Origin of the sequence: Streptomyces sp. NPDC085937, from assembly GCF_044540535.1 — a bacterium.
In the GTDB taxonomy this organism is placed as follows: domain Bacteria; phylum Actinomycetota; class Actinomycetes; order Streptomycetales; family Streptomycetaceae; genus Streptomyces.
Genome location: NZ_JBITSH010000009.1, coordinates 115,120 through 137,595, shown reverse-complemented (window position 1 = coordinate 137,595; position 22,476 = coordinate 115,120). Strand labels below are relative to the sequence as shown.

Here is a 22,476-nt window from a genome sequence, read left to right as displayed (position 1 = left end):
GCATGACGCCCGTACTGCAACTGGAACGGCTGAGCTGGTCGGTGGGGGGAGCGCACATCATCGACGAGGTGTCCCTCACCGTGCGCGAAGGGGAGCTCCTCGCCGTCATCGGCCCCAACGGAGCGGGGAAGACGTCCCTGTTCAACCTGATCACCGGACTGACCCGGCCGTCCGGCGGCGCCGTCCGCCTCGACGGCCACGACATCACCGCGCTGCCCCCGCACCGCCGGGTGCGCCGGGGCGTCGGACGGACCTTCCAGTCGTCGTCGGTGTTCGCGACCATGACGGTCGCCGAGCACGTCGACCTGGCCGCCCGCTCGGCCGGGGTGCGCCGGATCGGCGCGGCGGACGTGGCCGGCGTCCTGGACCGGGTCCGTCTGGCCCACCGGGCCGCGGACCTCGCGGCCGGCCTCTCGCACGGCGACAAACGCAAGCTGGAGCTGGCGATGCTGCTCGCGCCCACCCTCGGCGCGGGCTCGTCCGGCTCCCGGCTGATGCTGCTGGACGAGCCGATGGCCGGGGTCGCCTCCGAGGAAACCGCTGAACTCACCGACCTGATCCGGTCGTTGCACCGCGACGAGGGCCGCACCGTGCTGCTGGTCGAGCACCACATGGACGTGGTGCTCGGCCTGGCCGACCGGGTCGCCGTCATGCACCACGGCCGGCTGCTCGCCGCCGCGAGCCCCGCCGAGGTGATGGCGGACGCCACCGTCCAGCAGGCCTACCTGGGAGACGAGCTGTGACCGCGCCACCGATCCTGCGCGTCGAGGGCCTCGACGTGGACATCGCCGGGTCCCGCATCCTCACCGGCGTCACCTTCGACGTCCCCGCCTCCGGGGTGACCGCCCTGCTGGGCCGCAACGGCGTGGGCAAGACCACCACCATCCGCGCGGTGCTGGGGCTGCTGCCCGACGGCGGCCGGGTGACCGCGGGCCGTGTCACCTTCGCCAGTGATGACATCACCCACGAACCTACCCACCGCACGGTGCGCCGTGGCATCGGCTACGCCCCCGAGGACCGCGGGGTGTTCGCCGGACTCACCGTCGCGGAGAACCTCGCCCTCGCCGAACGCCCGGGGGTGACCCACCACTACGACCTGGTGCACGACCTGTTCCCGGAGCTCGCCGCCCGCCGCGGCCAGCGCGCCGGCACCCTCTCCGGCGGCCAGCAGCAGATGGTCGCCCTCGCCCGGACCCTGCTCAACGACAACGCCCTGGTCGTCGTCGACGAACCCACCAAGGGCCTCGCCCCCCGTGTGGTCACCGAGGCCGCCGAGGTGCTGGAACGGGCCGCCGAACGCGTGCCGCTGCTGCTGGTCGAGCAGAACCTCGCCGTGGTGCGCCGGCTGGCCCGCAGCGCGGTCGTGCTGGACGCCGGCCGGGTGGTGCACACCGGCGACGCCCGCGACCTGCTCGCGGACACCGCCCGTACGACCGCGCTGCTGGGTGTCGGCAGCCGCCCCGACCACGGAGCCGCCTGATGGACACCCTCGTCCTGCTCACCCTGACCGGACTGGGCCTCGGAGCCCTGTACTTCCTCATCGCCTCCGGACTCGCCCTGATCTTCGGCCTGATGGACGTGCTGAACTTCGCGCACGGCGCGTTCCTCACCGTCTCCGTCTACACCGCCTGGCGCACCGCCGGGACGGTCGGCGGGCTGCCGGGGCTGCTGCTCGCCGCCGCCGTGGGCACCCTCACCGGGCTGCTGCTCGCCGCCGTGGTCGAACTGGTCCTGATCCGGCGGCTGTACGGCCGGGTCAAGGAGCAGATCCTGGTGACCGTCGGCCTGTCGCTGGCCGTCCCGGCGCTGGTGCAGACCGTGTGGGGCGCCGACGCCCGGCCCTTCCCGGTGCCCGACGCGCTCTCCGGCACCGTCGGGATCCTCGGGGCGCGCGTGCCGGTGAACCGGTTCCTGCTGATCGCGGTGGCGCTGCTGGTCCTCGCGGGCATCCACCTGTTCCTGTCCCGCACCCGCTACGGGCTGATCGTCCGCGCCGGGGTCGAGGACCGCGCGATGGTCACGGCGCTCGGCATCGACGTCACCCGCGCCTTCACCCTGGTCTTCGCGCTCGGCGGCGCCCTCGCGGGCCTCGCCGGTGTGCTCGGCGGCCTCTACTTCGGCTCGCTTTCCCCGCACCAGGGGACGTCGCTGCTGGTGTTCGCGTTCGTCGTGGTGATCATCGGCGGTCTCGTCTCCATCACCAGCGTGGCGCTGTCCGCGCTCAGCGTGGGCCTGGTGCAGCAGTACGCGAACTACTACGCGGGCGGCTACGGCGACCTGGCCGTCGTGTTCCTGCTGGCCGCCGTGGTGCTGGCGCGGCCGGCCGCCGGGACCGGGTCGCCGCTGACGCGGCTGCGCCGCGCGCTCACCGCACCCCGCACCCGATCCGCAGGAGGCACGGCATGACCGCCACCCGTACCCCGCGGACCACCCCCGCCGCCCCGGCGCCGAGCGTGAAGGACACACCGGGCGCGAGGCACGGGCTGCTGCGCCGACTGCGTCCGGCGACCGTCCCGGTGGCGGTGCTGCTGGTCCTCGCGCTGCTGCCGTACTCGGCACTGGACATCCCCGTCCTGCTCGACGGCCCGGTCAACTCCCCCGGGTCGCTGCAACTGTTCGCGCTCTGCCTGGTCTTCGGCGCGCTCGCGCTCGGCTACGACCTGATGTTCGGGCGTACCGGGCTGCTCTCCTTCGGTCACGCCCTCTACATCGCCGGCGGCAGCTACGGCACCCAGCTCGCCATGACCGAGCTGGGCCTGAGCCTGCTGCCGGCGGCCCTGCTCACCCTCGTCCTCGGGGCGCTGGCCGCGTGCGTCCTGGGCGCGGTGTCGCTGCGCACGCTCGCGCTCGGCAGCGTGGGGTTCGCGATGGTCACCCTGGCCTTCGCGCAGGCCGGCTCCATCTACGTGGAGCGCAACCCGGGCGGTCTCACCGGCGGCGAGGAGGGCCTGCCGCTGTTCGTGGACGGGGTGCCGGACGCCCTGGTCGGCGTGCGGAACACCGCGAACGTGTACTGGCTGGCGCTCGCCTACCTGGTCCTGGTCGCCGCCGTGGTGTGGACGGTCACCGCCCGCCCGGCCGGCCGGGTCTGGCAGGCGATCCGGGACAACGAGCAGCGGGTGGCGGTCCTCGGGCGCAGCCCGTTCGCGCACAAGCTCGGCGCGTTCGTGCTCGCCTCGTCGCTGGCCGTGCTCGGCGGGGTGCTGCACCTGCTGGTCACCGCGGGCGCCACCCCGCACACCTCCACACCCGAGTTCACGCTCACCCTGCTGGTGATGGTGGTGCTGGGCGGCAGCGGCACCCGCTGGGGGCCGGTCGTGGGCGGGGTGCTGTTCACCTATCTCGACCAGCGGCTCGGCGGCTGGGACCTGGGGGTGGAACCGATGCTGATCCTGGGCAGTCTCTTCGTCCTGGCCGTCTATCTGGCCCCCGGCGGCATCACCGCCCTCGGCCGAAGGAGAAGCGCATGACCACGTCCGGGTCCGCCCTCGCGCGGGATCTGACCGTCCCGGTCCACGGCGGCCGGCTCGCCGTCACCCACTGGCCGGGCGACGGTCCGCCGGTCGTCGCCCTGCACGGCATCACCGCCAACTCGCTGGCCTTCGCCGCCCTGGCCGACGCCCTGCCCGGCATCGACCTGTACGCCCCCGACCTGCGGGGCCGGGCCGGGAGCGCGGAACTGCCGGGACCGCACGGGCTGGGCGCGCACGTCGACGACACGGTGGCGCTGCTCGACCACCTGGCACTGGAGCGGGCGGTACTGGTGGGCCACTCGATGGGCGCGTTCGTCGCCGCGCTGGCCGCCGCCCGGTACCCCGAGCGCTTTCCGCGTGTGGTGCTGGTCGACGGCGGGCTGGGCTTCCCGCCGCCCCCGGGCACCGACATCGACGCGCTGCTGAAGGCGGTGATCGGCCCGGCGATGGACCGGCTGTCGATGACGTTCGAGAGCGCGGAGGACTACCTGGCGTTCTTCCGCGCCCACCCGGCGCTCGCCCCGCACTGGGGGCCGTACGTGGCCGGCTACGTGACACGGGACCTCACGGGCCGGGCACCCGAGCTGCACAGCAGCTGTGTCCTGGACGCGGTGCGCGCGGACGGCGCCGACGTGCTCCACGACCCGGACGTCCTGGACGCCGTGCACCATCCGCGGGTGCGCGGTCAACTGCTGTGGGCCGAGCGGGGGTTGCTCGACGAGCCGCAGGCGCTGTACGACGCCGGGCGCGTCGCCGCGGCCGCCCTGGACCCGGCGCGGATGCCGGCCCGCCGGATCGACGGCACGAACCACTACTCGATCCTGTTCCCGCCGGCCGTCGAGGAGGTCGCCGCCGCCGTACGGAACGCGGCGGACGTGGCGGCCGGAGGGTGAGAGGACGGTGGACCGGAGCCGAGGAGGGGGGCGGCTCCGGTCCACCGGGGAGGGGTGCGGGGAGGGTCAGTCCTCGTGCCCCAGCTGGAGGTCGCGTTCGGTGCGTCCGCCGCCGGCCACCTGGAGCACGGTGGCGACGGGCGGGTAGCCGGCGGCGATGACCGTGTACTCGCCGGACGACAGGTCGACGAAGCGGAACGTGCCGTCGGGCCCGGTGGTGAGGGTGTCGACGACGTTGCCCGCCGCGTCGAGCAGCGTCACCCGCGCGTCCTCCACCGGCCGGCCGCCGCCGGCCCGCACGGTGCCGCGCAGCACCGCGCCGCCCGCCAGTTCCACGTCCTGCCGGGTTTCGCGGGCGGCCTGCACGGTGACCGGCAGGGCCGCCGGTCGGAAGGCGGGGGCGCTGGCCGCGAGGGTGTACTCCCCCGCGACCAGTTCGGTGATGACGTAGCCGCCCTCGCGGCCGCTGCGGGTGCTGGCGACGACCTCGCCGTGCACGTTGGTGAGGGTGACGGCGGCGTCCCGCACGGGGGTGCCGTCGGCGGTGAGGACGCTGCCCGCGAGCCGGCCGGCGCCGCCGAGGACGACGTCGAGCTCGACCGGCCGCTCGCCGACGGTCACGGAGACCGCCTGCGGCTGGTGGCCGCCGGCGGCGGCGATCAGGACGTACGAGCCGGGTCCTGGTGTGGCCAGCGCGTACCGTCCGTCGGGGCCGCTGGCGCCGCGTCCGGTCTGCTGCCCGGAGACGTCGATGAGGGTGAGGGCCGCGTGCGGCACGGGGGTGGCGTCGGGGTGCTGGACGGTGCCGCAGACGGGGATGCCGCCGCTGGGCGCGGAGCGGGCCGGGGGCACGCGGGGGTCGAACCGCGGTGCTTCCTGGGCCGGGTCGGCGGTGGGGGTGTGGTGGGACACCAGTGGTTTCTCCTTGAGGAAGAAGGCGATGAGCAGGCCGAGGACGAGCACCGGCACGAGGTAGAGGAAGATGCGCGGCATGGCGTCCGCGTAGGCCTGGATGTAGGCGTCGCGCAGCTCGGGCGGCAGGGCGTGCACGAGCTCGGGCGTGATCGACTCGGCGTCGGCCGGTACGCCGGCCAGGTCGGCGGGGAGACGCTCGGCGAGCGCGTCGGTGAGCCGGCCGGCGAACAGGGTGCCGAAGACGGCGGCGCCGACGCTGCCGCCGATCTGCCGGAAGTAGTTGTTGGCGCTGGTGGCGGTGCCGAGGTCCGCGGGGCGCACGGAGTTCTGCACGGCGAGGATCAGGACGGGCATCACCATGCCGATGCCGGCGCCGAGGACGAACATCCAGACGCTGTAGTGCAGCCGCGGGGTGTCGGTCTCCAGCCGGGACAGCAGCCACATTCCGACGACGGAGAGGGCGGCGCCGACGATGGGGTGGCCGCGGTAGCGGCCTGAGCGGCTGATCATCTGCCCGGAGACGATGGACGTCCCGACGATGCCGCCCATCATGGGCAGCATCAGCAGTCCGGACTCGGTGGCCGAGGCCCCGTCGACCATCTGCAGGTAGGTGGGCAGGTAGCTCGCGGCACCGAACAGGGCGACGCCGATGACCAGGCCCACCAGGCCCGTGACGTTGAAGACGGAGTCGCGGAACAGCCGTAGCGGGATGAGCGGTTCGACGGCGTGGCGCTCGACGAGCAGGAAGGCGGCGGTGGCCGCGACGGCGCCCGCGCCGAGGCCGAGCACGGTGCGGGAGCCCCAGGCGTACTCGGTGCCGCCCCAGCTGGTCAGCAGCACCACGCAGGTGGAGGCGGCGGTGAGCAGCAGGGTGCCGAGCACGTCGAAGCGGCGGCGGCCCGTCGGCTTGGGCAGTTTCAGCACGGCGGCGACGACGGCCATGGTGACGAGGCCGAACGGCACGTTGATGTAGAAGCACCAGCGCCAGGAGTGGTGGTCGGTGAAGTAGCCCCCGAGCAGGGGTCCGGCGACCGACGCGAGACCGAAGGCGGCGCCGATCAGGCCCATGAAGCGGCCCCGCTGCCGCGGGGGCACGATGTCCGCGATGATCGCCTGGACGCCGATCATCAGGCCGCCCGCGCCGACGCCCTGCACCGCGCGGTAGGCGATCAGCTGGTCCATGGTCGTCGCCCGGCCCGCGAGCGCGGAGCCGACGACGAACACCAGGATGGCGAACTGGAAGACGCCCTTGCGGCCGAGCTGGTCACCGAGCTTGCCGTACACCGGCAGTCCGACGGTGGCGGTGAGCAGGTAGGCGGTGATCGCCCAGGACATCTTGTCCAGGCCGTGCAGCTCCCCGACGATCCTGGGGAGCGCGGTGGCGACGATCATCTGCTCCAGGGCGGCGAGGAGCAGCGCCAGCATCAGGGCGACGAAGACCAGCCGGACCCGGCCGGGGCTCAGGGCCGGTCCGGTCTCCGGGGCCGGGGACGGCCGGTCCCCGGCCGGTGGCACGGGGGGCGGCGGCCCCCCGGCCGATGGAGCCGTGACCGGCTCGTCCTGCGTCAGAGTGATCCCGCCCACGTGCCGCTCCCCTCGTCGCACTGCCGGACAATTCCCGCGTAAAAGCGACAACTACGAGCAAGCGCGACGAGTTACGGCACAGAGACGGTCCGCCGAGAGATCACCCGAACCGGTGACGGAAGAATGAACTCCGTTTCAGCGCGCCGGAGTTGACGGCGACCGCTTCCTCCTGCACGACGGCGCCCCCCCTACTGCTTCTCGACCTCCGCGGCCAGACGGGCCAGAACGGCGTCGTGGATGCGGGCGAGGCCCTTGGGGGCGAAGGTGCGCTCGAAGAAGCCGCCGATGCCGCCCGCCCCGTCCCACACGGTGGTCACGACGACCCGGGAGCGGCCCTCGCCGGCCGGGGTGACCCGCCAGGTGGTGACCATGGAGGAATTGCGGTCCTTCTCGACCAGCTCGCCGTCGGTCGGCTCGGTGACCTCCAGGAGGCAGTCGCGCACCCGCTTGCTGGTGGCCTGGAGCTTCCAGTGCACGAGGGTGCCCTCACCGTCGCCGCCCTCGCGGACCTCGTACTCGCTGTACTGCTCGGGCAGCAGCTTGGCGCGGGTGCCGCTGTAGTCGGCGAGGGCATCGAACACCGTCTCCGCGTCCGCCGCGACGATCCGCTCCGTAGTGGCCTCGACCTGCGCCATCGCTTTCCTCCAGGGCTGGGTTCTCCAGGGTCGGGGCAAGCCAACCACCCCCGCGCCCGGCCGCCCAAATCGGGGTTCCGGAAGTGACCGAAGATGTCGCTCGCACGATCAAGGGAACATGTGTTCTATTCTGTGGCCAGCGACACCGAGGAGGCGTCATGCGCTGGGAGAACCTCTCACCGGACTCCGAACACGGCCGTGCCGACACCGCGCTGTTCGGCGCGGAGGCGGTCACGACCCGCACCTTCGACACGCCCGAGTTCCGCGGCATCACGTTCCACGAGATCCGGGCCCGCTCCATCGTCAACCGGGTGCCGGGTGCCTCCCGCATGCCGTTCGAGTGGACGGTGAACCCCTACCGGGGCTGCACGCACGCGTGCGTCTACTGCTTCGCCCGCAAGACCCACAGCTACCTGGACCTGGACACCGGGCTGGGCTTCGACAGCCAGATCGTGGTCAAGGTGAACGCCCCCGAGCTGGTGCGCCACCGGCTGGCCTCCCGCTCCTGGCACGGCGAGCACATAGCGATGGGCACCAACGTCGACTGCTACCAGCGCGCGGAGGGCCGCTACCGGCTGATGCCGGGCATCATCGAGGCCCTGCGCGACCACGCGAACCCCTTCTCGATCCTGACCAAGGGCACGCTGATCCTGCGCGACCTGCCCCTGCTGCGGCAGGCCGCCGAGGTGACCGACGTCGGCGTCTCGGTCTCGGTGGGCTTCACCGACGAGGAGCTGTGGCGCACGGTCGAGCCGGGCACCCCGGCGCCCGAACGGCGGCTGGACGTGGTGCGCGCCTTCACGGACGCCGGCATCGGCTGCGGGGTGCTGATGGCACCCGTGATCCCGTTCCTGGGCGACCGGCCGGAGCAGCTGCGGGCGACCGTGCGGGCCATCGCCGCGTCGGGCGCCACCTCGGTCACCCCGCTGGTGCTCCATCTGCGGCCCGGCGCCCGCGAGTGGTTCATGTCCTGGCTGGCGGAGCACCACCCGCACCTGGTGGCCCGCTACGAGCGGCTGTACGCCGAGGGCGCCTACGCCCCCCGGTGGTACCAGCGCCGGATCACGCGTCAGGTGCACGACCTGGCCCGGGAGTACGGCATCGGCCCGGACCGCGCGGAGGCCCGGCGCCGCGTCCCGGCCCCGGCGCCCGCGGAGCCGGATGCGGAGCTGCCGACCCAGCTGACGCTGCTCTGAGGGCATCCGGGCGCATCCGGCGGCCCGATTGGGTCAAGAACTGAACGAACACGTTCAGGTGGGGCGCCACATCGGGACGATGCCGCGTGAGCCGTGAGTGTCGCGGTCCGCAGCACATCGCCCTGGGAGAACCATGAGAAAACGCGCAGCCGTGCTGTGCGGCGCCGCCGCCGTCGTGGCCTCGGGCCTCACGGCCGTGCCCGCCGAGGCCGGCGCCCCGCACGCCCCGGAGACGTTCCGCGCCGCCGCGCCCGCCTGGAAGAAGTGCGGCACCGACGACTACCCGACGCTGCAGTGCGCGTCCGTCGAGGTGCCGCTGGACCACGCCGATCCCTCCGGGCGCACGATCACGCTGGCGCTGTCGCGCATCCCGCACACCGCGAAGAAGTACCAGGGCCCGCTGCTGGTGAACCCGGGCGGTCCGGGCGGCAGCGGACTGACGCTCGCCGGGTTCGTCGCCGCGTCGCTGCCGAAGAAGGTCGCCGCCGAGTACGACGTCGTCGGGTTCGACCCGCGCGGCGTGGGCGAGAGCCGCCCGGCGCTGGACTGCGTGCCGGGCCACTTCGACGCCGTGCGCCCCGACTCGGTGCCCACCTCGCCCGAGGTCGAGCAGGCCAACCTGGAGCGCGCGAAGTCCTTCGCCGAGGCGTGCGGCGCGAAGTACGGGGACCTGCTGCCGCACATGACCACCACGGCCGCCGCGCGCGACCTGGACGTCGTCCGGCAGGCCCTGGGCGCCGAGCGGATCAACTACTTCGGCTACTCCTACGGCACCTACCTCGGCACCGTCTATGCCAAGCTGTACCCGCAGCGGGTACGGCGCCTGGTGCTGGACTCCGTGGTCGACCCCACCGGCGTCTGGTATGACTCCAACCTCGACCAGAACCAGGCGTTCAACTCCCGCCACCGCGCCTTCATGGACTGGGTCGCCAAGTACGACGCGACGTACCACCTGGGCACCGACGCGGAGAAGATCGAGACGGCCTGGTACGCGATGCGGTCCGCGCTGAAGGAGAACCCCGCGGGCGGAAAGGTCGGCGCGGCCGAGCTGGAGGACACCTTCGTCCCGGGCGGCTACTACAACGGCTACTGGCCCTACCTCGCCGAGGCGTTCGCCGCGTACGTGAACGACGAGGACGCCGAGCCGCTGGTCGAGGCGTACGACAACTTCGGCGCGAACGACGTCGCCGGGGACAACGGCTACAGCGTCTACACGGCGATCGAGTGCCGGGACGCCGGCTGGCCGCGGGACTGGGCGCAGTGGCGCAAGGACAACTGGGAGATGTACGAGCGGGCGCCGTTCATGTCCTGGAACAACGCCTGGTACAACGCGCCGTGCGCGTTCTGGCCGACCGGGTCGGTACGCCCGGAGCGGATCAACACCACCGGCCAGGTGCCGCCGGCGCTGTTGTTCCAGGCCACGGACGACGCGGCCACGCCGTACCAGGGGGCCGTCACCGTGCACCGCCGGCTGGAGCGCTCCGCCCTGGTGGTCGAGTCGGGCGGCGGCAACCACGGCATCACACTGAGCGGCAACGCCTGCCTGGACCGGCACCTGGCGGCCTACCTGGCCGACGGCACGGTGCCGCGCGGCAGTCACGGGGACGCCGACGCGGTGTGCGCGGCGCTGCCCGACCCGAAGCCGCTGACGTCGAAGGCGGCGCCCGGCACGGCCCGCGGCTCGGTCCTGCACGGCCTGCTCGGCTCCCGCATCTGACGTTTATCAGGGGGCGGTGGCGCGCGGCGGTGGGCCATGATGATCCGCATGACCCACCTCACACGCATACCCGCCCCCGACGGAGTGGCGCCGGCGGCCCAGTACGCCCACGTGGTGACGGGCACCGGCCGCCTGGTCGCCGTCTCCGGCCAGCTCGCCCTGGACGAGGACGGCGCACTCGTCGGTGAGGGCGACGCCGGGGCGCAGGCCCGCCAGGTCTTCGAGAACCTCCGTCGCTGCCTCGCCGCCGTCGGCGCGACGTTCGACGACGTCGTGAAGCTCACCTACTTCGTGACGGACATGGCGCACATGCCGGCCGTCCGCGTGGCCCGCGCCGCCCACCTCCCCGACGACCGCCTCCCGGCCGCCTCCGCCGTCCAGGTCGCCGCCCTGGTCCGCCCGGAGTTCCTCCTGGAGGTCGAGGCTCTCGCGGTGGTCCCGGCATGACCGGCCCGCGCATCCGTCCGATGACCGCCGACGACTGCGCGGGCGTCGCCGGGATACGGGTCGCCGGGTGGCGGTACGCGTACCGGGGGCTGGTCCCGCAGGCGTACCTGGACGGGATGGACGTCGGGGAGCAGGCCGAGTGGCAGCGGGCGCGGCTGGCGGCCGGCGACGGCAGCGTGGTCGACCTGGTCGCGGAGGCGGAGGACGGCACCCTCGCCGGATGGGCCGCCTACGGTCCGTACCGGGACGGCGACGTGCGCACCGAGGACGGCGAGCTGTACGCGCTGTACGTGTCGCCGGAGCGCATCGGCCAGGGGCTGGGGCGCACCCTGCTGACCGAGGTGACCGGCCGGTGTGCGGCGGCCGGCCACCGGCGGGTGTTCCTGTGGGTCCTGAGGGACAACGCGCGGGCCCGGCGCTTCTACACGGCCGCGGGCTACACGGCGGACGGCGCCGAGGAGCACTTCGAACTGGCCGGGGTCCCGGTCCCCGAGGTGCGGTACGTGCGGGAACTCGTGTGAGCGACCCGCTGCCGGGGCCGGGCAGCGGGTGACGGGCCGTCACCCGTCAGCGCTGTCCGGGGATCCGGCCGCGCGCGCTCCCCTGGCGGGGGATGCGGGCCAGGGCCTGGACCGCCGCCTGGGCCAGTGCCGGGTGGGCGAGCGCCTCGCCGAGGACGGGCTCCGCGCGGGGGTCACCGAGCGCGCCCAGCCCTTCCACGCAGGCGAGCGCGACCCGTCGGTAGGGGTCCTGGGGGCGCAGCCGCCTCCGCAGGGTGGTGATCAGGGCCGGGACGGCCTCGGGGGCGCGCAGCTCGGTGAGCAGACGGACCGGGTGCAGGGCGTAGGCGACGCGTAGTTCGTTGGTGGCGAGGGCGGCCGCGGCGCGGGCGGTGCGCGGGTCGCCGAGGCGGGCGAGGGCGTGCGCGGCGGCGGCGCAGCGCGGCGGGTCGCGGTGGTTGAGGAGCAGCACCAGCGCCTCGAACGCCCGCCGGTCCCCGGCGGTCCCCAGCCGGAACGCGGCCAGTTCGCGCGCCCACAACGGCTGCCCGGGTGCGGTGAGGACGCCGGCCAGGACGTCGTGGTCGTCCGTGGCGGCCAGCCGCTCGAACGCGGCCGTACCGCCGGACTCCGCCCGTAAGCGCTCCGTGAGCGTTCGCACCTCTTCGTCCATGCGACGAGGTTAGGGGGATCACACCGGGCGCGGGACCCACCTCACAAATCCGGGGGCTGGCGCGCTCGTTACCCGCGGGTTAATCTCAGACGAGCGAGTTACCCACTCGCACCCTCCTCACGGCGGTCTGGTGACGCGGCCGCAGTGAGTCGCAGTCGGTTCGGTACCCCGTGTACCGCAGTACGGCTCGGCCCCGGGACAGGGCCGGTCGGATCCACCGCCGCTTCGCCGGCGGACCGGGCGTGTGCGCTCGCAGCCCGGCCAACACCCGCATCCAGCACGCACCCGGTGCGCCTGTCGGCGCACCGGGGCGCGGCTTCCGTCGTCACCCTCATTCCTGGAGTCCCGCGATGGCCACTCCCCTGTCCGACACCCCCCTGTCCCCGCTCCGGACGATCGCCGTGGTCGGCCTCGGCACGATGGGCACCGGCATCGCCGAGGTCCTGGCAGCCGCCGGCCGCGACGTCGTCGGCATCGACATCAGCGAGGCCCAGGCCGCGAAGTGCGTCGCCGCCCTGGAGGCCTCCACCGCCCGCGCCGTCGAGCGCGGCCGGCTGACCGGTGAGCAGCGCGAGGAGCTCCTCGCCCGGGTCACCACCGCCACCGGCCTCTCGGCCGCCGCCGACGCCGACCTGGTGATCGAGGTGGCGCCGGAGTCGTACGAGATCAAGCAGCAGATCTTCCGTGAGCTGGACGGCGTCGTGCGGCCGGACACGGTCCTGGCCACCGGCACGAACGCGCTGTCCGTGACCCGGCTGGCCGCCGACTCCGCCCACCCCGAGCGGGTGCTGGGCATGCACTTCTTCAACCCGGCGCCCGCGATGAAGCTGGTCGAGGTCGTCTCCAGCGTGCTGACCGCGCCCGCCGCCGTCACCGCCGTCACCAACCTCGCCCTGGACCTGGGCAAGGAGCCGGTGGCGGTCGGCGACCGGCCCGGGTTCGTCGCCGACGGCCTGCTGTTCGGCTACCTCAACCAGGCCGCCGCGATGTACGAGGCCAACTACGCCTCACGCGAGGACATCGACGCCGCGATGCGGCTGGGCTGCGGCCTGCCGATGGGCCCGCTGGCGCTGCTGGACCTGATCGGCATCGACACCGCCCGCACGGTCCTGGAGGCCATGTACGCCGCCTCCCGCGACCGGCTGCACGCCCCCGCGCCGGTCCTCAAGCAGCTCAGCGAGGCGGGCCTGACCGGCCGCAAGGCGGGCCGGGGCTTCTACACCTACGCGGCGCCGGGCAGCGGCACGGTCGTCGGGGACGCGCTCACCCCGCGGGAGGACGGCCCGTCGGTGGCCGGACGTCCGGTGCGCTCGGTGGGCGTGGCCGGCTCGGGCACGATGGCGTCCGGGATCGCCGAGGTCTTCGCCAAGGCGGGCTTCGAGGTCGTCCTGGCCGCCCGCAGCGAGGAGAAGGCGCAGGCGGCGAAGGCCCGCATCGGCAAGTCGCTGTCCCGGTCGGTCGACAAGAGCCGGATGACCGCCGAGGCCGCCGCGGGCACCCTGGACCTGATCCGTGCGACGGGCACCTACGACGACTTCGCCGACGTCGACCTCGCGGTCGAGGCGGTCGCCGAGGACCTGGAGGTCAAGCGGCAGCTGTTCGCGACGCTGGACAAGGTCTGCAAGCCGGGTGCGGTGCTCGCCACCACGACCTCCTCCCTCCCGGTCGTCGCCTGCGCCCGCGCCACCTCGCGCCCGCAGGACGTGATCGGCATGCACTTCTTCAACCCGGCGCCGGCGATGAAGCTGGTCGAGGTGGTGCGCACGGTCCTGACCGGCGACGACGTGCACGCCACCGTGCGGGAGGTCTGCGCGCGGATCCGCAAGCACGCCGTGGACTGCGGGGACCGGGCCGGGTTCATCGTGAACGCGCTCCTGTTCCCGTACCTCAACAACGCGATCAAGATGGTGCAGGAGCACTACGCCACCCTCGACGACATCGACGCCGCGATGAAGCTGGGCGGCGGCTACCCGATGGGCCCGTTCGAGCTGCTGGACGTCGTCGGGCTGGACGTCTCGCTGGCCATCGAGAAGGTGCTGCACCGCGAGTTCCGCGACCCGGGTCTGGCCCCGGCGCCGCTGCTGGAGCACCTGGTGGCCGCGGGCTGCCTCGGCCGCAAGACCGGCCGTGGCTTCCGCGAATATGCCAAGCGCTGAGCGGTTCCCCGGCGAGCCGCTCCCGGGCGGTGCCGAGTGGGGCGGGCTGCTGGATCCCGACCGGTTCCCGCCACCCGCCGGCACCGCCCCTCCCCCGCCCCCCGAGGGCGGGGGAAGCCCCGGTCACGCGCACCGAGCTGCGCGCATGCAGTACGTTCAGGGCATGTCCCAGCCCGCCAAGTCCGTACGTACGCCAGCCACGACCGAGCCGCCGGAGTCCACGGCCGGCTCGCGTGCCGCCGCCCAGCGGCTGAAAATGCGCCGGGAGCTCGCGGCCGCCGCGATGGAGCTGTTCGCGACCAAGGGGTACGAGGCGACCACCGTCGACGAGATCGCGGCCGCCGCCGGGGTGGCCCGCCGCACGTTCTTCCGCCACTTCCGCTCCAAGGAAGAGGCGATCTTCCCGGACCACGACGACACCCTGGTCCGCGCCGAGGCGGTGCTCAACGCCGCCCCCGCGCACGAGCATCCGCTCGACACGGTGTGCCGGGGCATCAAGGAAGTCATGAAGATGTACGCGGCGCGGCCGGACATCTCGGTCGCCCGCTACAAGCTGACCCGCGAGGTCCCCACGCTGCGCGAGGCGGAGATCGCCTCGGTGGCCCGCTACGAGCGGCTGTTCACCCGCTATCTGCTGGGCCACTTCGACGAGCACGCGCACGACGACGACGCCAACGACGACCCGCTGCTCGCGGAGGTCGCCGCGTCCGCGGTGGTCACGGCGCACAACCACGTGCTGCGGCGCTGGCTGCGGGCGGGCGGCCAGGGCGACGTGGAGGCGCAGCTGGACCACGCCTTCGCGATCGTGCGGAAGACCTTCGGCACGGGGATCATGGCGGGCCGGCGCTCCGCCGCCCCGGCCGGGCCGGCCGCGGTCACGGCGTCCGCGCACGACGAGGTGCTGGTGACGGTGGCCCGCACCGATGCCCCGCTGGACGAGGTCATGCGGGCCATCGAGCAGGCGCTCAAGGAGCGCTGAACCACTCTCCACCGCTGTGATGACGGCCACCCCTCGGGGTGGCCGTTTTGCCATGTCAGGGGCGCTTTTCGCCCGCGTTTCCGGGCCGTTTCGATCGATCATCGCTCATCTGATGCGTAAAGATTTCACCTGAGCCTAAGTTCTGGCACGCAGTGCCTTGCCGACTGACACGGCGTGCCATACGTTGAAGAGGTCCGGGCGAGTCCCGGCGGGTCCACCACCCGCACGTCCGGCGCCTGCGTCACAGGCAACCTCCCGCGCACACCACGCGCTGCCGAAGCACCACCGCCGAACCGACGGCACCCCTCAACCCTCAGCAGCACACCGACGTAACCCTCAGCGCCCCTCCCTCAGGGCGCCCATCGCCGGAGGCAACACCGTGACCGTCAAGGACATCCTGGCCGCGATCCAGTCGCCCGACTCCACGTCGGAGGACTTCGCCGCCCTGCCGCTCCCCGAGTCGTACCGCGCGATCACCGTGCACAAGGACGAGACGGAGATGTTCGCGGGCCTCGCCACCCGCGACAAGGACCCCCGCAAGTCGATCCACCTGGACGACGTGCCGCTGCCCGAACTGGGCCCCGGCGAGGCCCTGGTCGCCGTGATGGCCTCCTCGGTCAACTACAACTCGGTGTGGACCTCGATCTTCGAGCCGCTGTCCACCTTCGGGTTCCTCGAGCGCTACGGCCGCACCAGCGACCTGGCCAAGCGCCACGACCTGCCGTACCACATCATCGGCTCCGACCTCGCGGGCGTCGTGCTGCGCACCGGTCCCGGCGTGAACAGCTGGAAGCCCGGCGACGAGGTCGTCGCGCACTGCCTGTCCGTCGAGCTGGAGTCCTCCGACGGCCACAACGACACGATGCTCGACCCCGAGCAGCGCATCTGGGGCTTCGAGACCAACTTCGGCGGCCTCGCCGAGATCGCGCTCGTGAAGTCCAACCAGCTGATGCCGAAGCCGGACCACCTCAGCTGGGAGGAGGCGGCCGCGCCGGGCCTGGTCAACTCCACCGCCTACCGCCAGCTCGTCTCCCGCAACGGCGCCGGCATGAAGCAGGGCGACAACGTCCTCATCTGGGGCGCCAGCGGCGGCCTCGGCTCCTACGCCACCCAGTTCGCGCTGGCCGGCGGCGCCAACCCGATCTGCGTCGTCTCCAGCGACCAGAAGGCGGAGATCTGCCGGAGGATGGGCGCCGAGGCGATCATCGACCGCAACGCCGAGGGCTACAAGTTCTGGAAGGACGAGAACACCCAGGACCCCAAGGAGTGGAAGCGCTTCGGCAAGCGCATCCGCGAACTCACCGGCGGCGAGGACATCGACATCGTCTTCGAGCACCCCGGCCGCGAGACCTTCGGCGCCTCGGTCTTCGTCACCCGCAAGGGCGGCACCATCACCACGTGCGCCTCAACCTCGGGCTACATGCACCAGTACGACAACCGCTACCTGTGGATGTCCCTGAAGCGCATCATCGGCTCCCACTTCGCCAACTACCGCGAGGCCTGGGAGGCCAACCGCCTCATCGCCAAGGGCAAGATCCACCCCACGCTCTCGAAGACCTACGCCCTGGAGGACACCGGCCAGGCCGCGTACGACGTGCACCGCAACCTCCACCAGGGCAAGGTGGGCGTGCTGTGCCTGGCGCCCGAGGAGGGTCTCGGCGTGCGCGACCACGAGAAGCGGGCCAAGCACATCGACGCCATCAACCGCTTCCGTAACGTCTGAGGGCGGGCAGGACCATGACAGAGCGTCAGAAGGACCGTCCGTGGCTCATGCGGACGTACGCCGGCCACTCGACCGCCGAGGCGTCCAACGAGCTGTACCGGCGCAACCTCGCCAAGGGGCAGACAGGGCTGTCGGTCGCCTTCGACCTGCCGACCCAGACCGGCTACGACTCCGACCACGTCCTCGCCCGCGGCGAGGTCGGCCGGGTCGGCGTGCCGGTCGCGCACCTCGGTGACATGCGCCGGCTGTTCCAGGACATCCCCCTGGAGCAGATGAACACCTCGATGACGATCAACGCCACCGCCATGTGGCTGCTGGCGCTCTACCAGGTCGTCGCCGAGGAGCAGGGCGCGGACGTCACCAAGCTCCAGGGCACGACCCAGAACGACATCGTCAAGGAGTACCTGTCCCGCGGGACGCACGTCTTCCCGCCCGGGCCGTCGCTCCGTCTGACGACCGACATGATCGCGTACACGGTCTCCCACATCCCGAAGTGGAACCCGATCAACATCTGCAGCTACCACCTGCAGGAGGCCGGGGCCACGCCGGTGCAGGAGATCGCGTACGCGATGTCCACCGCCATCGCCGTCCTCGACGCCGTGCGCGACAGCGGCCAGGTGCCGCAGGAGCGCATGGGTGACGTCGTCGGCCGTATCTCCTTCTTCGTGAACGCGGGCGTCCGCTTCGTCGAGGAGATGTGCAAGATGCGCGCCTTCGGCCGCATCTGGGACACCGTCACCCGCGAGCGGTACGGCATCGAGAACCCCAAGCACCGCCGCTTCCGCTACGGCGTCCAGGTCAACTCGCTCGGGCTGACCGAGGCGCAGCCGGAGAACAACGTCCAGCGGATCGTGCTGGAGATGCTGGCCGTCACCCTCTCCAAGGACGCCCGCGCGCGTGCCGTGCAGCTGCCCGCCTGGAACGAAGCCCTCGGCCTGCCCCGACCCTGGGACCAGCAGTGGTCGCTGCGCATCCAGCAGGTCCTCGCCTACGAGAGCGACCTGCTCGAGTACGACGACATCTTCGAGGGCTCGAAGGTGATCGAGGCGAAGGTCGGGGAGCTGGTCGCGGAGGCGACGGCGGAGATCGGGCGGATCCAGGAGATGGGCGGCGCGATGGCCGCCGTGGAGTCCGGCTACCTCAAGTCCCAGCTGGTCTCCTCGCACGCCGAGCGCCGGGCGCGGATCGAGTCCGGCGAGGAGAAGATCATCGGGGTCAACGCCTTCGAGGGCACCGAGCCCAACCCGCTCACCGCGGACCTGGACACCGCCATCCAGACCGTCGACCCCGCGGTCGAGGCCCGGGTGATCGCCTCGCTGCAGCACTGGCGCGACACCCGCTACCAGCCGCCCTTCAACCACCCGCGCCCCTGCAAGGCGCTGGAGAAGCTGAAGGAGGCCGCGCGGGGCACCGACAACCTCATGGAGGCCACCCTGGAGTGCGCCCGGGCCGGCGTGACCACCGGCGAATGGGCCGGCGCGCTGCGCGAGGTGTTCGGCGAGTTCCGCGCGCCGACCGGGGTGTCGTCCGCCCCCGTGGCGGTCGCCGCCGAGGAGGGCTCCCCCCTGTCGGAGGTCCGCCGGAAGGTGGAACTCACGGCGAAGGACCTGGGCGTCGGCAAGCTGCGCTTCCTGGTCGGCAAGCCCGGCCTGGACGGTCACTCCAACGGCGCCGAGCAGATCGCCGTGCGCGCCCGCGACGCCGGGTTCGAGGTGGTCTACCAGGGCATCCGGCTCACCCCGGAGCAGATCGTGGACGCCGCGCTGGCGGAGGACGTCCACGCGGTGGGCCTGTCCATCCTCTCCGGATCGCACGCCCAGCTGGTGCCGGACGTGCTCGAACGGCTCCGTGTGGCCGGCGCCACGGACATTCCCGTGATCGCCGGTGGCATCATCCCCAGCGGTGACGCCGAACAGCTGCGGGCCGCGGGAGTCGCCGCGGTCTTCACCCCGAAGGACTTCGACATCACCGGGATCATCGGCCGCATCGTCGACGAGATCCGCACCGCGAACAAGCTCGACCCCCTGGAGGTCCCCGCATGACCACGGTCAACCGCCTTCGCCCCCGGCGTTCCTGCCTGGCGGTACCGGGCTCGAACCCGCGCTTCCTGGAGAAGGCCCAGGGCCTCCCCGCCGACCAGGTCTTCCTCGACCTGGAGGACGCGTGCGCCCCGCTCGCCAAGCCCGAGGCTCGCCACACCATCGTGAAGTTCCTCAACGAGGGCGACTGGACCGGCAAGACCCGCGTGGTGCGCGTCAACGACTGGACGACCGAGTGGACGTACCGGGACGTCGTGACGGTCGTCGAGGGAGCCGGCCAGAACCTCGACTGCATCATGTTGCCGAAGGTGCAGACCGCCCAGCAGGTCGTCGCCCTCGACCTGCTGCTGACGCAGATCGAGAAGACGATGGGCTTCGAGGTCGGCAAGATCGGCATCGAGGCGCAGATCGAGAACGCCCAGGGCCTGAACAACGTCAACGAGATCGCCCAGGCCTCCCAGCGCCTGGAGACCATCATCTTCGGCCCGGCCGACTTCATGGCGTCCATCAACATGAAGTCGCTGGTCGTGGGCGAGCAGCCGCCCGGCTACCCGGCGGACGCCTACCACTACATCCTGATGAAGATCCTGATGGCCGCCCGCGCCAACGACCTCCAGGCGATCGACGGCCCCTACCTGCAGATCCGCAACGTGGACGGCTACCGCGAGGTCGCCCAGCGGGCCGCCGCGCTCGGCTTCGACGGCAAGTGGGTGCTGCACCCGGGCCAGGTCGAGGCGTCCAACGAGATCTTCTCGCCCTCGCAGGAGGACTACGACCACGCCGAGCTGATCCTGGACGCGTACGACTACTACACGTCCGAGGCGGGCGGCAAGAAGGGCTCCGCGATGCTCGGCGACGAGATGATCGACGAGGCCAGCCGCAAGATGGCCCTGGTCATCTCCGGCAAGGGCCGCGCCGCCGGCATGCGGCGCACGTCGAAGTTCGAGATCCCGGAGGCCTGAGGACCATGCAGTTCGGACGCAGCTACGAGGAGTTCGAGGTCGGGGCGACGTACAAGCACTGGCCGGGCAAGACGGTCACCGAGTACGACGACCACCTGTTCTGTCTCCTCACCATGAACCACCACCCGCTTCACATGGACACCAACTACGCCGAGAAGACGACGGACTTCGGCAAGAACGTGGTGGTCGGGAACTACATCTACTCCCTGCTGCTCGGCATGAGCGTGCCGGACATCTCCGGCAAGGCGATCGCCAACCTGGAGATCGAGTCGCTCAAGCACGTGGCGCCCACCTTCCACGGCGACACGATCTACGGCCAGACGACCGTCCTGGACAAGTGGCCGTCGAAGTCGAAGAACGACCGCGGCATCGTGTACGTCGAGACCAAGGGCTACAAGCAGGACGGGACCCTGGTCTGCGTGTTCCGCCGCAAGGTGATGGTGCCGACCGAGACGTACATCAAGGAGCGCGGCGGCGAGCAGCCCGGCCGCCCCGAGCTGAGGGAACAGGGGAAGTAAGCGATGGCCCGTCTCGCCCAGACCGCCGGTCTGACCGACGTCCAGCAGGAGATCCTCTCCACCGTCCGGGGCTTCGTGGACAAGGAGATCATCCCGGTCGCGACCGAGCTGGAGCACCGCGACGAGTACCCGCAGCAGATCGTCGACGGGCTCAGGGAATTGGGCCTGTTCGGTCTGATGATCCCCGAGGAGTACGGGGGTCTGGGCGAGTCCCTCCTCACGTACGCGCTGTGCGTGGAGGAGATCGCCCGCGGCTGGATGTCGGTCTCCGGCATCATCAACACGCACTTCATCGTGGCGTACATGCTCAAGCAGCACGGCACGCAGGAGCAGAAGGACCACTTCCTGCCCCGGATGGCGGCCGGCGACATCCGCGGCGCCTTCTCGATGTCCGAGCCGGGCCTCGGCTCCGACGTGTCGGCCATCACCTCCAAGGCGGTGAAGGACGGTGACGAGTACGTCCTCAACGGCCAGAAGATGTGGCTGACGAACGGCGGAACGTCGTCCCTGGTGGCCGTTCTGGTGCGAAGTGACGAAGGACACTCCCCTGAAGAGGCAGCCGCCAAGCCGCACAAGTCGATGACCACCTTCCTGGTGGAGAAGGAGCCGGGCTTCGGCGAGGTCCGTCCGGGCCTGACCATCCCCGGCAAGATCGACAAGATGGGCTACAAGGGCGTCGACACGACCGAGCTCATCATGGACGGCCTGCGCGTTCCCGCCGATCGGGTGCTCGGCGGCGTCACCGGCCGAGGTTTTTACCAAATGATGGACGGGGTCGAGGTCGGCCGCGTGAACGTCGCGGCACGTGGCTGCGGCGTCGCTCAGCGTGCCTTCGAGCTCGGTGTCCAGTACGCCCAGCAGCGTCACACTTTCGGCAAGCCGATCGCCGAACACCAGGCCATCCAGTTCAAGCTGGCGGAGATGGCTACCAAGGTGGAGGCCGCGCATGCCATGATGGTCAACGCAGCACGCAAAAAGGACTCCGGGGAGCGAAACGACCTTGAGGCAGGGATGGCGAAGTACCTCGCCTCCGAGTACTGCAAGGAGGTCGTGGAGGACGCCTTCCGGATCCACGGCGGCTACGGCTTCTCCAAGGAGTACGAGATCGAGCGCCTCTACCGGGAGGCACCGATGCTGCTGATCGGTGAGGGCACCGCCGAGATCCAGAAAATGATCATCGGCCGCCGACTGCTCGAAGAGTATCGATTCCAGGGATAGATGTCCGGATACGGGGTGTTTTCTTGAGGAAGAGGATCACACCCCGTATGCACTCTTCAGCCGCCGACTTGGTTGCCTGGCTTACCCAGTTGCGGCCGGGAGCCGCTACGATCGCCGGAAAGCCGCCGTCCCCCGCAGTTGCGCGGCATCATCCGCTACGAAGGTCATCCATGCCCCACAGCCAAACCTCTGCACACCGCGACAGCCTCGCCGGCGTACGCCTCGCGCGCGGAGCCTCGCCGTGGCTTCTGCCGACCGTCGCCACCGCAGCCGTGAGCCTGCTCCGCGCCCGCCGCTCGGGCGCCGCCAAGGCCGTCGCCGTCCCCGCCACCGCGCTCGCGGCGGGGATGCTGTGGTTCTTCCGCGACCCCGAGCGCGAGATCGCCCAGGGCCGCGTCATCTCCCCGGCCGACGGTGTGGTGCAGAGCATCATGCCCTGGAAGGACGGGCGCACCCGCGTCGCGATCTTCATGAGCCCGCTCAACGTCCACGTGAACCGCGCCCCCCTGGCCGGCACCGTGACGTCCGTGGAGCACATCCCCGGTGGCTTCGTTCCCGCCTTCAACAAGGAGAGCGAGAACAACGAGCGCGTGGTGTGGCACTTCGACACCGAGCTCGGCGACATCGAGATGATCCAGATCGCCGGCGCGGTGGCCCGCCGCATCGTCCCCTACGTGCCGCAGGGCAGCAAGGTCGAGCAGGGCGAGCGCATCGGCCTGATCCGCTTCGGCTCGCGCGTCGACATCTACCTGCCCGAGGGTGTGGAGGTCGATGTCGAAGTGGGTCAGAAGACCGTGGCTGGGGTGACTCGCATTGACCGTGGTTGATCCAGAGACCCAGGCCGGCTG

20 protein-coding genes are annotated in these 22,476 nt (G+C 71.7%); 17 read left to right on the top strand and 3 right to left on the bottom strand.

The annotated features are described in order from the left end of the window. The first annotated feature begins 2 nt into the window (after positions 1-2). Genes ACIF8S_RS20300 through ACIF8S_RS20280 form a run of 5 tightly spaced genes read left to right on the top strand, consistent with a single transcriptional unit; the run spans position 3 to position 4,366 of the window. Entirely contained in the window at positions 3-743 is a 741-nt protein-coding gene (locus ACIF8S_RS20300) for an ABC transporter ATP-binding protein (protein ID WP_400000557.1), read from the top strand. Further along, positions 740-1,480 (top strand): ABC transporter ATP-binding protein, encoded by a 741-nt coding sequence (locus ACIF8S_RS20295; RefSeq protein WP_400000555.1) that lies wholly within the window; start codon positions 740-742, stop codon positions 1,478-1,480. The genes ACIF8S_RS20300 and ACIF8S_RS20295 overlap by 4 nt, the downstream gene beginning before the upstream one ends. Continuing rightward, on the top strand, positions 1,480-2,406 hold the full coding sequence (locus ACIF8S_RS20290; RefSeq protein WP_400000554.1) for a branched-chain amino acid ABC transporter permease: 927 nt from the start codon (positions 1,480-1,482) through the stop codon (positions 2,404-2,406). Before ACIF8S_RS20295 ends, ACIF8S_RS20290 begins: the two co-directional genes overlap by 1 nt. Then, the gene (locus ACIF8S_RS20285; protein WP_400000552.1) at positions 2,403-3,470 is read left to right on the top strand and encodes a branched-chain amino acid ABC transporter permease; all 1,068 of its coding nucleotides are present in this window, start codon (positions 2,403-2,405) and stop codon (positions 3,468-3,470) included. Before ACIF8S_RS20290 ends, ACIF8S_RS20285 begins: the two co-directional genes overlap by 4 nt. Continuing rightward, a complete protein-coding gene (locus ACIF8S_RS20280) occupies positions 3,467-4,366 on the top strand; it encodes an alpha/beta fold hydrolase (RefSeq protein ID WP_400000550.1) in 900 nt (299 codons plus the stop codon). The genes ACIF8S_RS20285 and ACIF8S_RS20280 overlap by 4 nt, the downstream gene beginning before the upstream one ends. A gap of 66 nt (positions 4,367-4,432) precedes the next feature. Here the strand turns inward: ACIF8S_RS20280 and ACIF8S_RS20275 are convergent, their stop codons facing one another. Next, entirely contained in the window at positions 4,433-6,865 is a 2,433-nt protein-coding gene (locus ACIF8S_RS20275) for an MFS transporter (protein ID WP_400000548.1), read from the bottom strand. 188 nt (positions 6,866-7,053) lie between these two features. Continuing rightward, on the bottom strand, positions 7,054-7,500 hold the full coding sequence (locus ACIF8S_RS20270) for an SRPBCC family protein (RefSeq protein ID WP_231156288.1): 447 nt from the start codon (positions 7,498-7,500) through the stop codon (positions 7,054-7,056). Positions 7,501-7,658: 158 nt separating this feature from the next. Here ACIF8S_RS20270 and ACIF8S_RS20265 point away from each other — a divergent pair, with 158 nt between their 5' ends. From ACIF8S_RS20265 to ACIF8S_RS20250, 4 genes are all read left to right on the top strand, one after another. Next, positions 7,659-8,696 carry an Rv2578c family radical SAM protein gene (locus tag ACIF8S_RS20265; RefSeq protein WP_400000546.1) on the top strand — a complete coding sequence of 346 codons (1,038 nt, stop codon included), beginning with the start codon at positions 7,659-7,661 and terminating at the stop codon, positions 8,694-8,696. A 133-nt stretch (positions 8,697-8,829) separates the two neighbouring features. After that, the gene (locus ACIF8S_RS20260) at positions 8,830-10,413 is read left to right on the top strand and encodes an alpha/beta hydrolase (protein WP_400000545.1); all 1,584 of its coding nucleotides are present in this window, start codon (positions 8,830-8,832) and stop codon (positions 10,411-10,413) included. A gap of 48 nt (positions 10,414-10,461) precedes the next feature. Continuing rightward, complete coding sequence (locus ACIF8S_RS20255) at positions 10,462-10,860, top strand: RidA family protein (RefSeq protein WP_400000544.1); 399 nt, start codon at positions 10,462-10,464, stop codon at positions 10,858-10,860. Further along, on the top strand, positions 10,857-11,381 hold the full coding sequence (locus tag ACIF8S_RS20250) for a GNAT family N-acetyltransferase (protein WP_400000542.1): 525 nt from the start codon (positions 10,857-10,859) through the stop codon (positions 11,379-11,381). The genes ACIF8S_RS20255 and ACIF8S_RS20250 overlap by 4 nt, the downstream gene beginning before the upstream one ends. A 46-nt stretch (positions 11,382-11,427) precedes the next feature. On the opposite strand, the gene ACIF8S_RS20245 is transcribed toward ACIF8S_RS20250, so the two are convergent. Further along, positions 11,428-12,033, bottom strand: coding sequence for an adenylosuccinate lyase (locus ACIF8S_RS20245; protein ID WP_400000540.1), 606 nt, complete (start codon positions 12,031-12,033; stop codon positions 11,428-11,430). Positions 12,034-12,383: 350 nt separating this feature from the next. Between ACIF8S_RS20245 and ACIF8S_RS20240 the strand changes: the two genes are divergently transcribed. The 8 genes from ACIF8S_RS20240 to ACIF8S_RS20205 all read left to right on the top strand — a co-directional run bounded on the left by ACIF8S_RS20240 (position 12,384) and on the right by ACIF8S_RS20205 (position 22,455). Continuing rightward, positions 12,384-14,189, top strand: coding sequence for a 3-hydroxyacyl-CoA dehydrogenase family protein (locus ACIF8S_RS20240; protein WP_400000538.1), 1,806 nt, complete (start codon positions 12,384-12,386; stop codon positions 14,187-14,189). 163 nt (positions 14,190-14,352) lie between these two features. After that, a complete protein-coding gene (locus ACIF8S_RS20235; RefSeq protein ID WP_400000537.1) occupies positions 14,353-15,168 on the top strand; it encodes a TetR family transcriptional regulator in 816 nt (271 codons plus the stop codon). 379 nt (positions 15,169-15,547) lie between these two features. Then, positions 15,548-16,891 (top strand): crotonyl-CoA carboxylase/reductase, encoded by a 1,344-nt coding sequence (gene ccrA / locus ACIF8S_RS20230; protein ID WP_400000535.1) that lies wholly within the window; start codon positions 15,548-15,550, stop codon positions 16,889-16,891. 14 nt (positions 16,892-16,905) lie between these two features. After that, positions 16,906-18,933 carry a protein meaA gene (locus ACIF8S_RS20225; RefSeq protein ID WP_400000533.1) on the top strand — a complete coding sequence of 676 codons (2,028 nt, stop codon included), beginning with the start codon at positions 16,906-16,908 and terminating at the stop codon, positions 18,931-18,933. Further along, on the top strand, positions 18,930-19,892 hold the full coding sequence (locus ACIF8S_RS20220) for a CoA ester lyase (RefSeq protein WP_349800083.1): 963 nt from the start codon (positions 18,930-18,932) through the stop codon (positions 19,890-19,892). The genes ACIF8S_RS20225 and ACIF8S_RS20220 overlap by 4 nt, the downstream gene beginning before the upstream one ends. A gap of 5 nt (positions 19,893-19,897) precedes the next feature. Next, the gene (locus ACIF8S_RS20215; protein WP_400000531.1) at positions 19,898-20,410 is read left to right on the top strand and encodes a MaoC family dehydratase; all 513 of its coding nucleotides are present in this window, start codon (positions 19,898-19,900) and stop codon (positions 20,408-20,410) included. A gap of 3 nt (positions 20,411-20,413) precedes the next feature. Then, positions 20,414-21,628 carry an acyl-CoA dehydrogenase family protein gene (locus ACIF8S_RS20210; protein ID WP_400000530.1) on the top strand — a complete coding sequence of 405 codons (1,215 nt, stop codon included), beginning with the start codon at positions 20,414-20,416 and terminating at the stop codon, positions 21,626-21,628. Between the two features lie 170 nt (positions 21,629-21,798). Next, positions 21,799-22,455, top strand: coding sequence for a phosphatidylserine decarboxylase (locus ACIF8S_RS20205; protein ID WP_400000528.1), 657 nt, complete (start codon positions 21,799-21,801; stop codon positions 22,453-22,455). Positions 22,456-22,476: the final 21 nt, after the last annotated feature.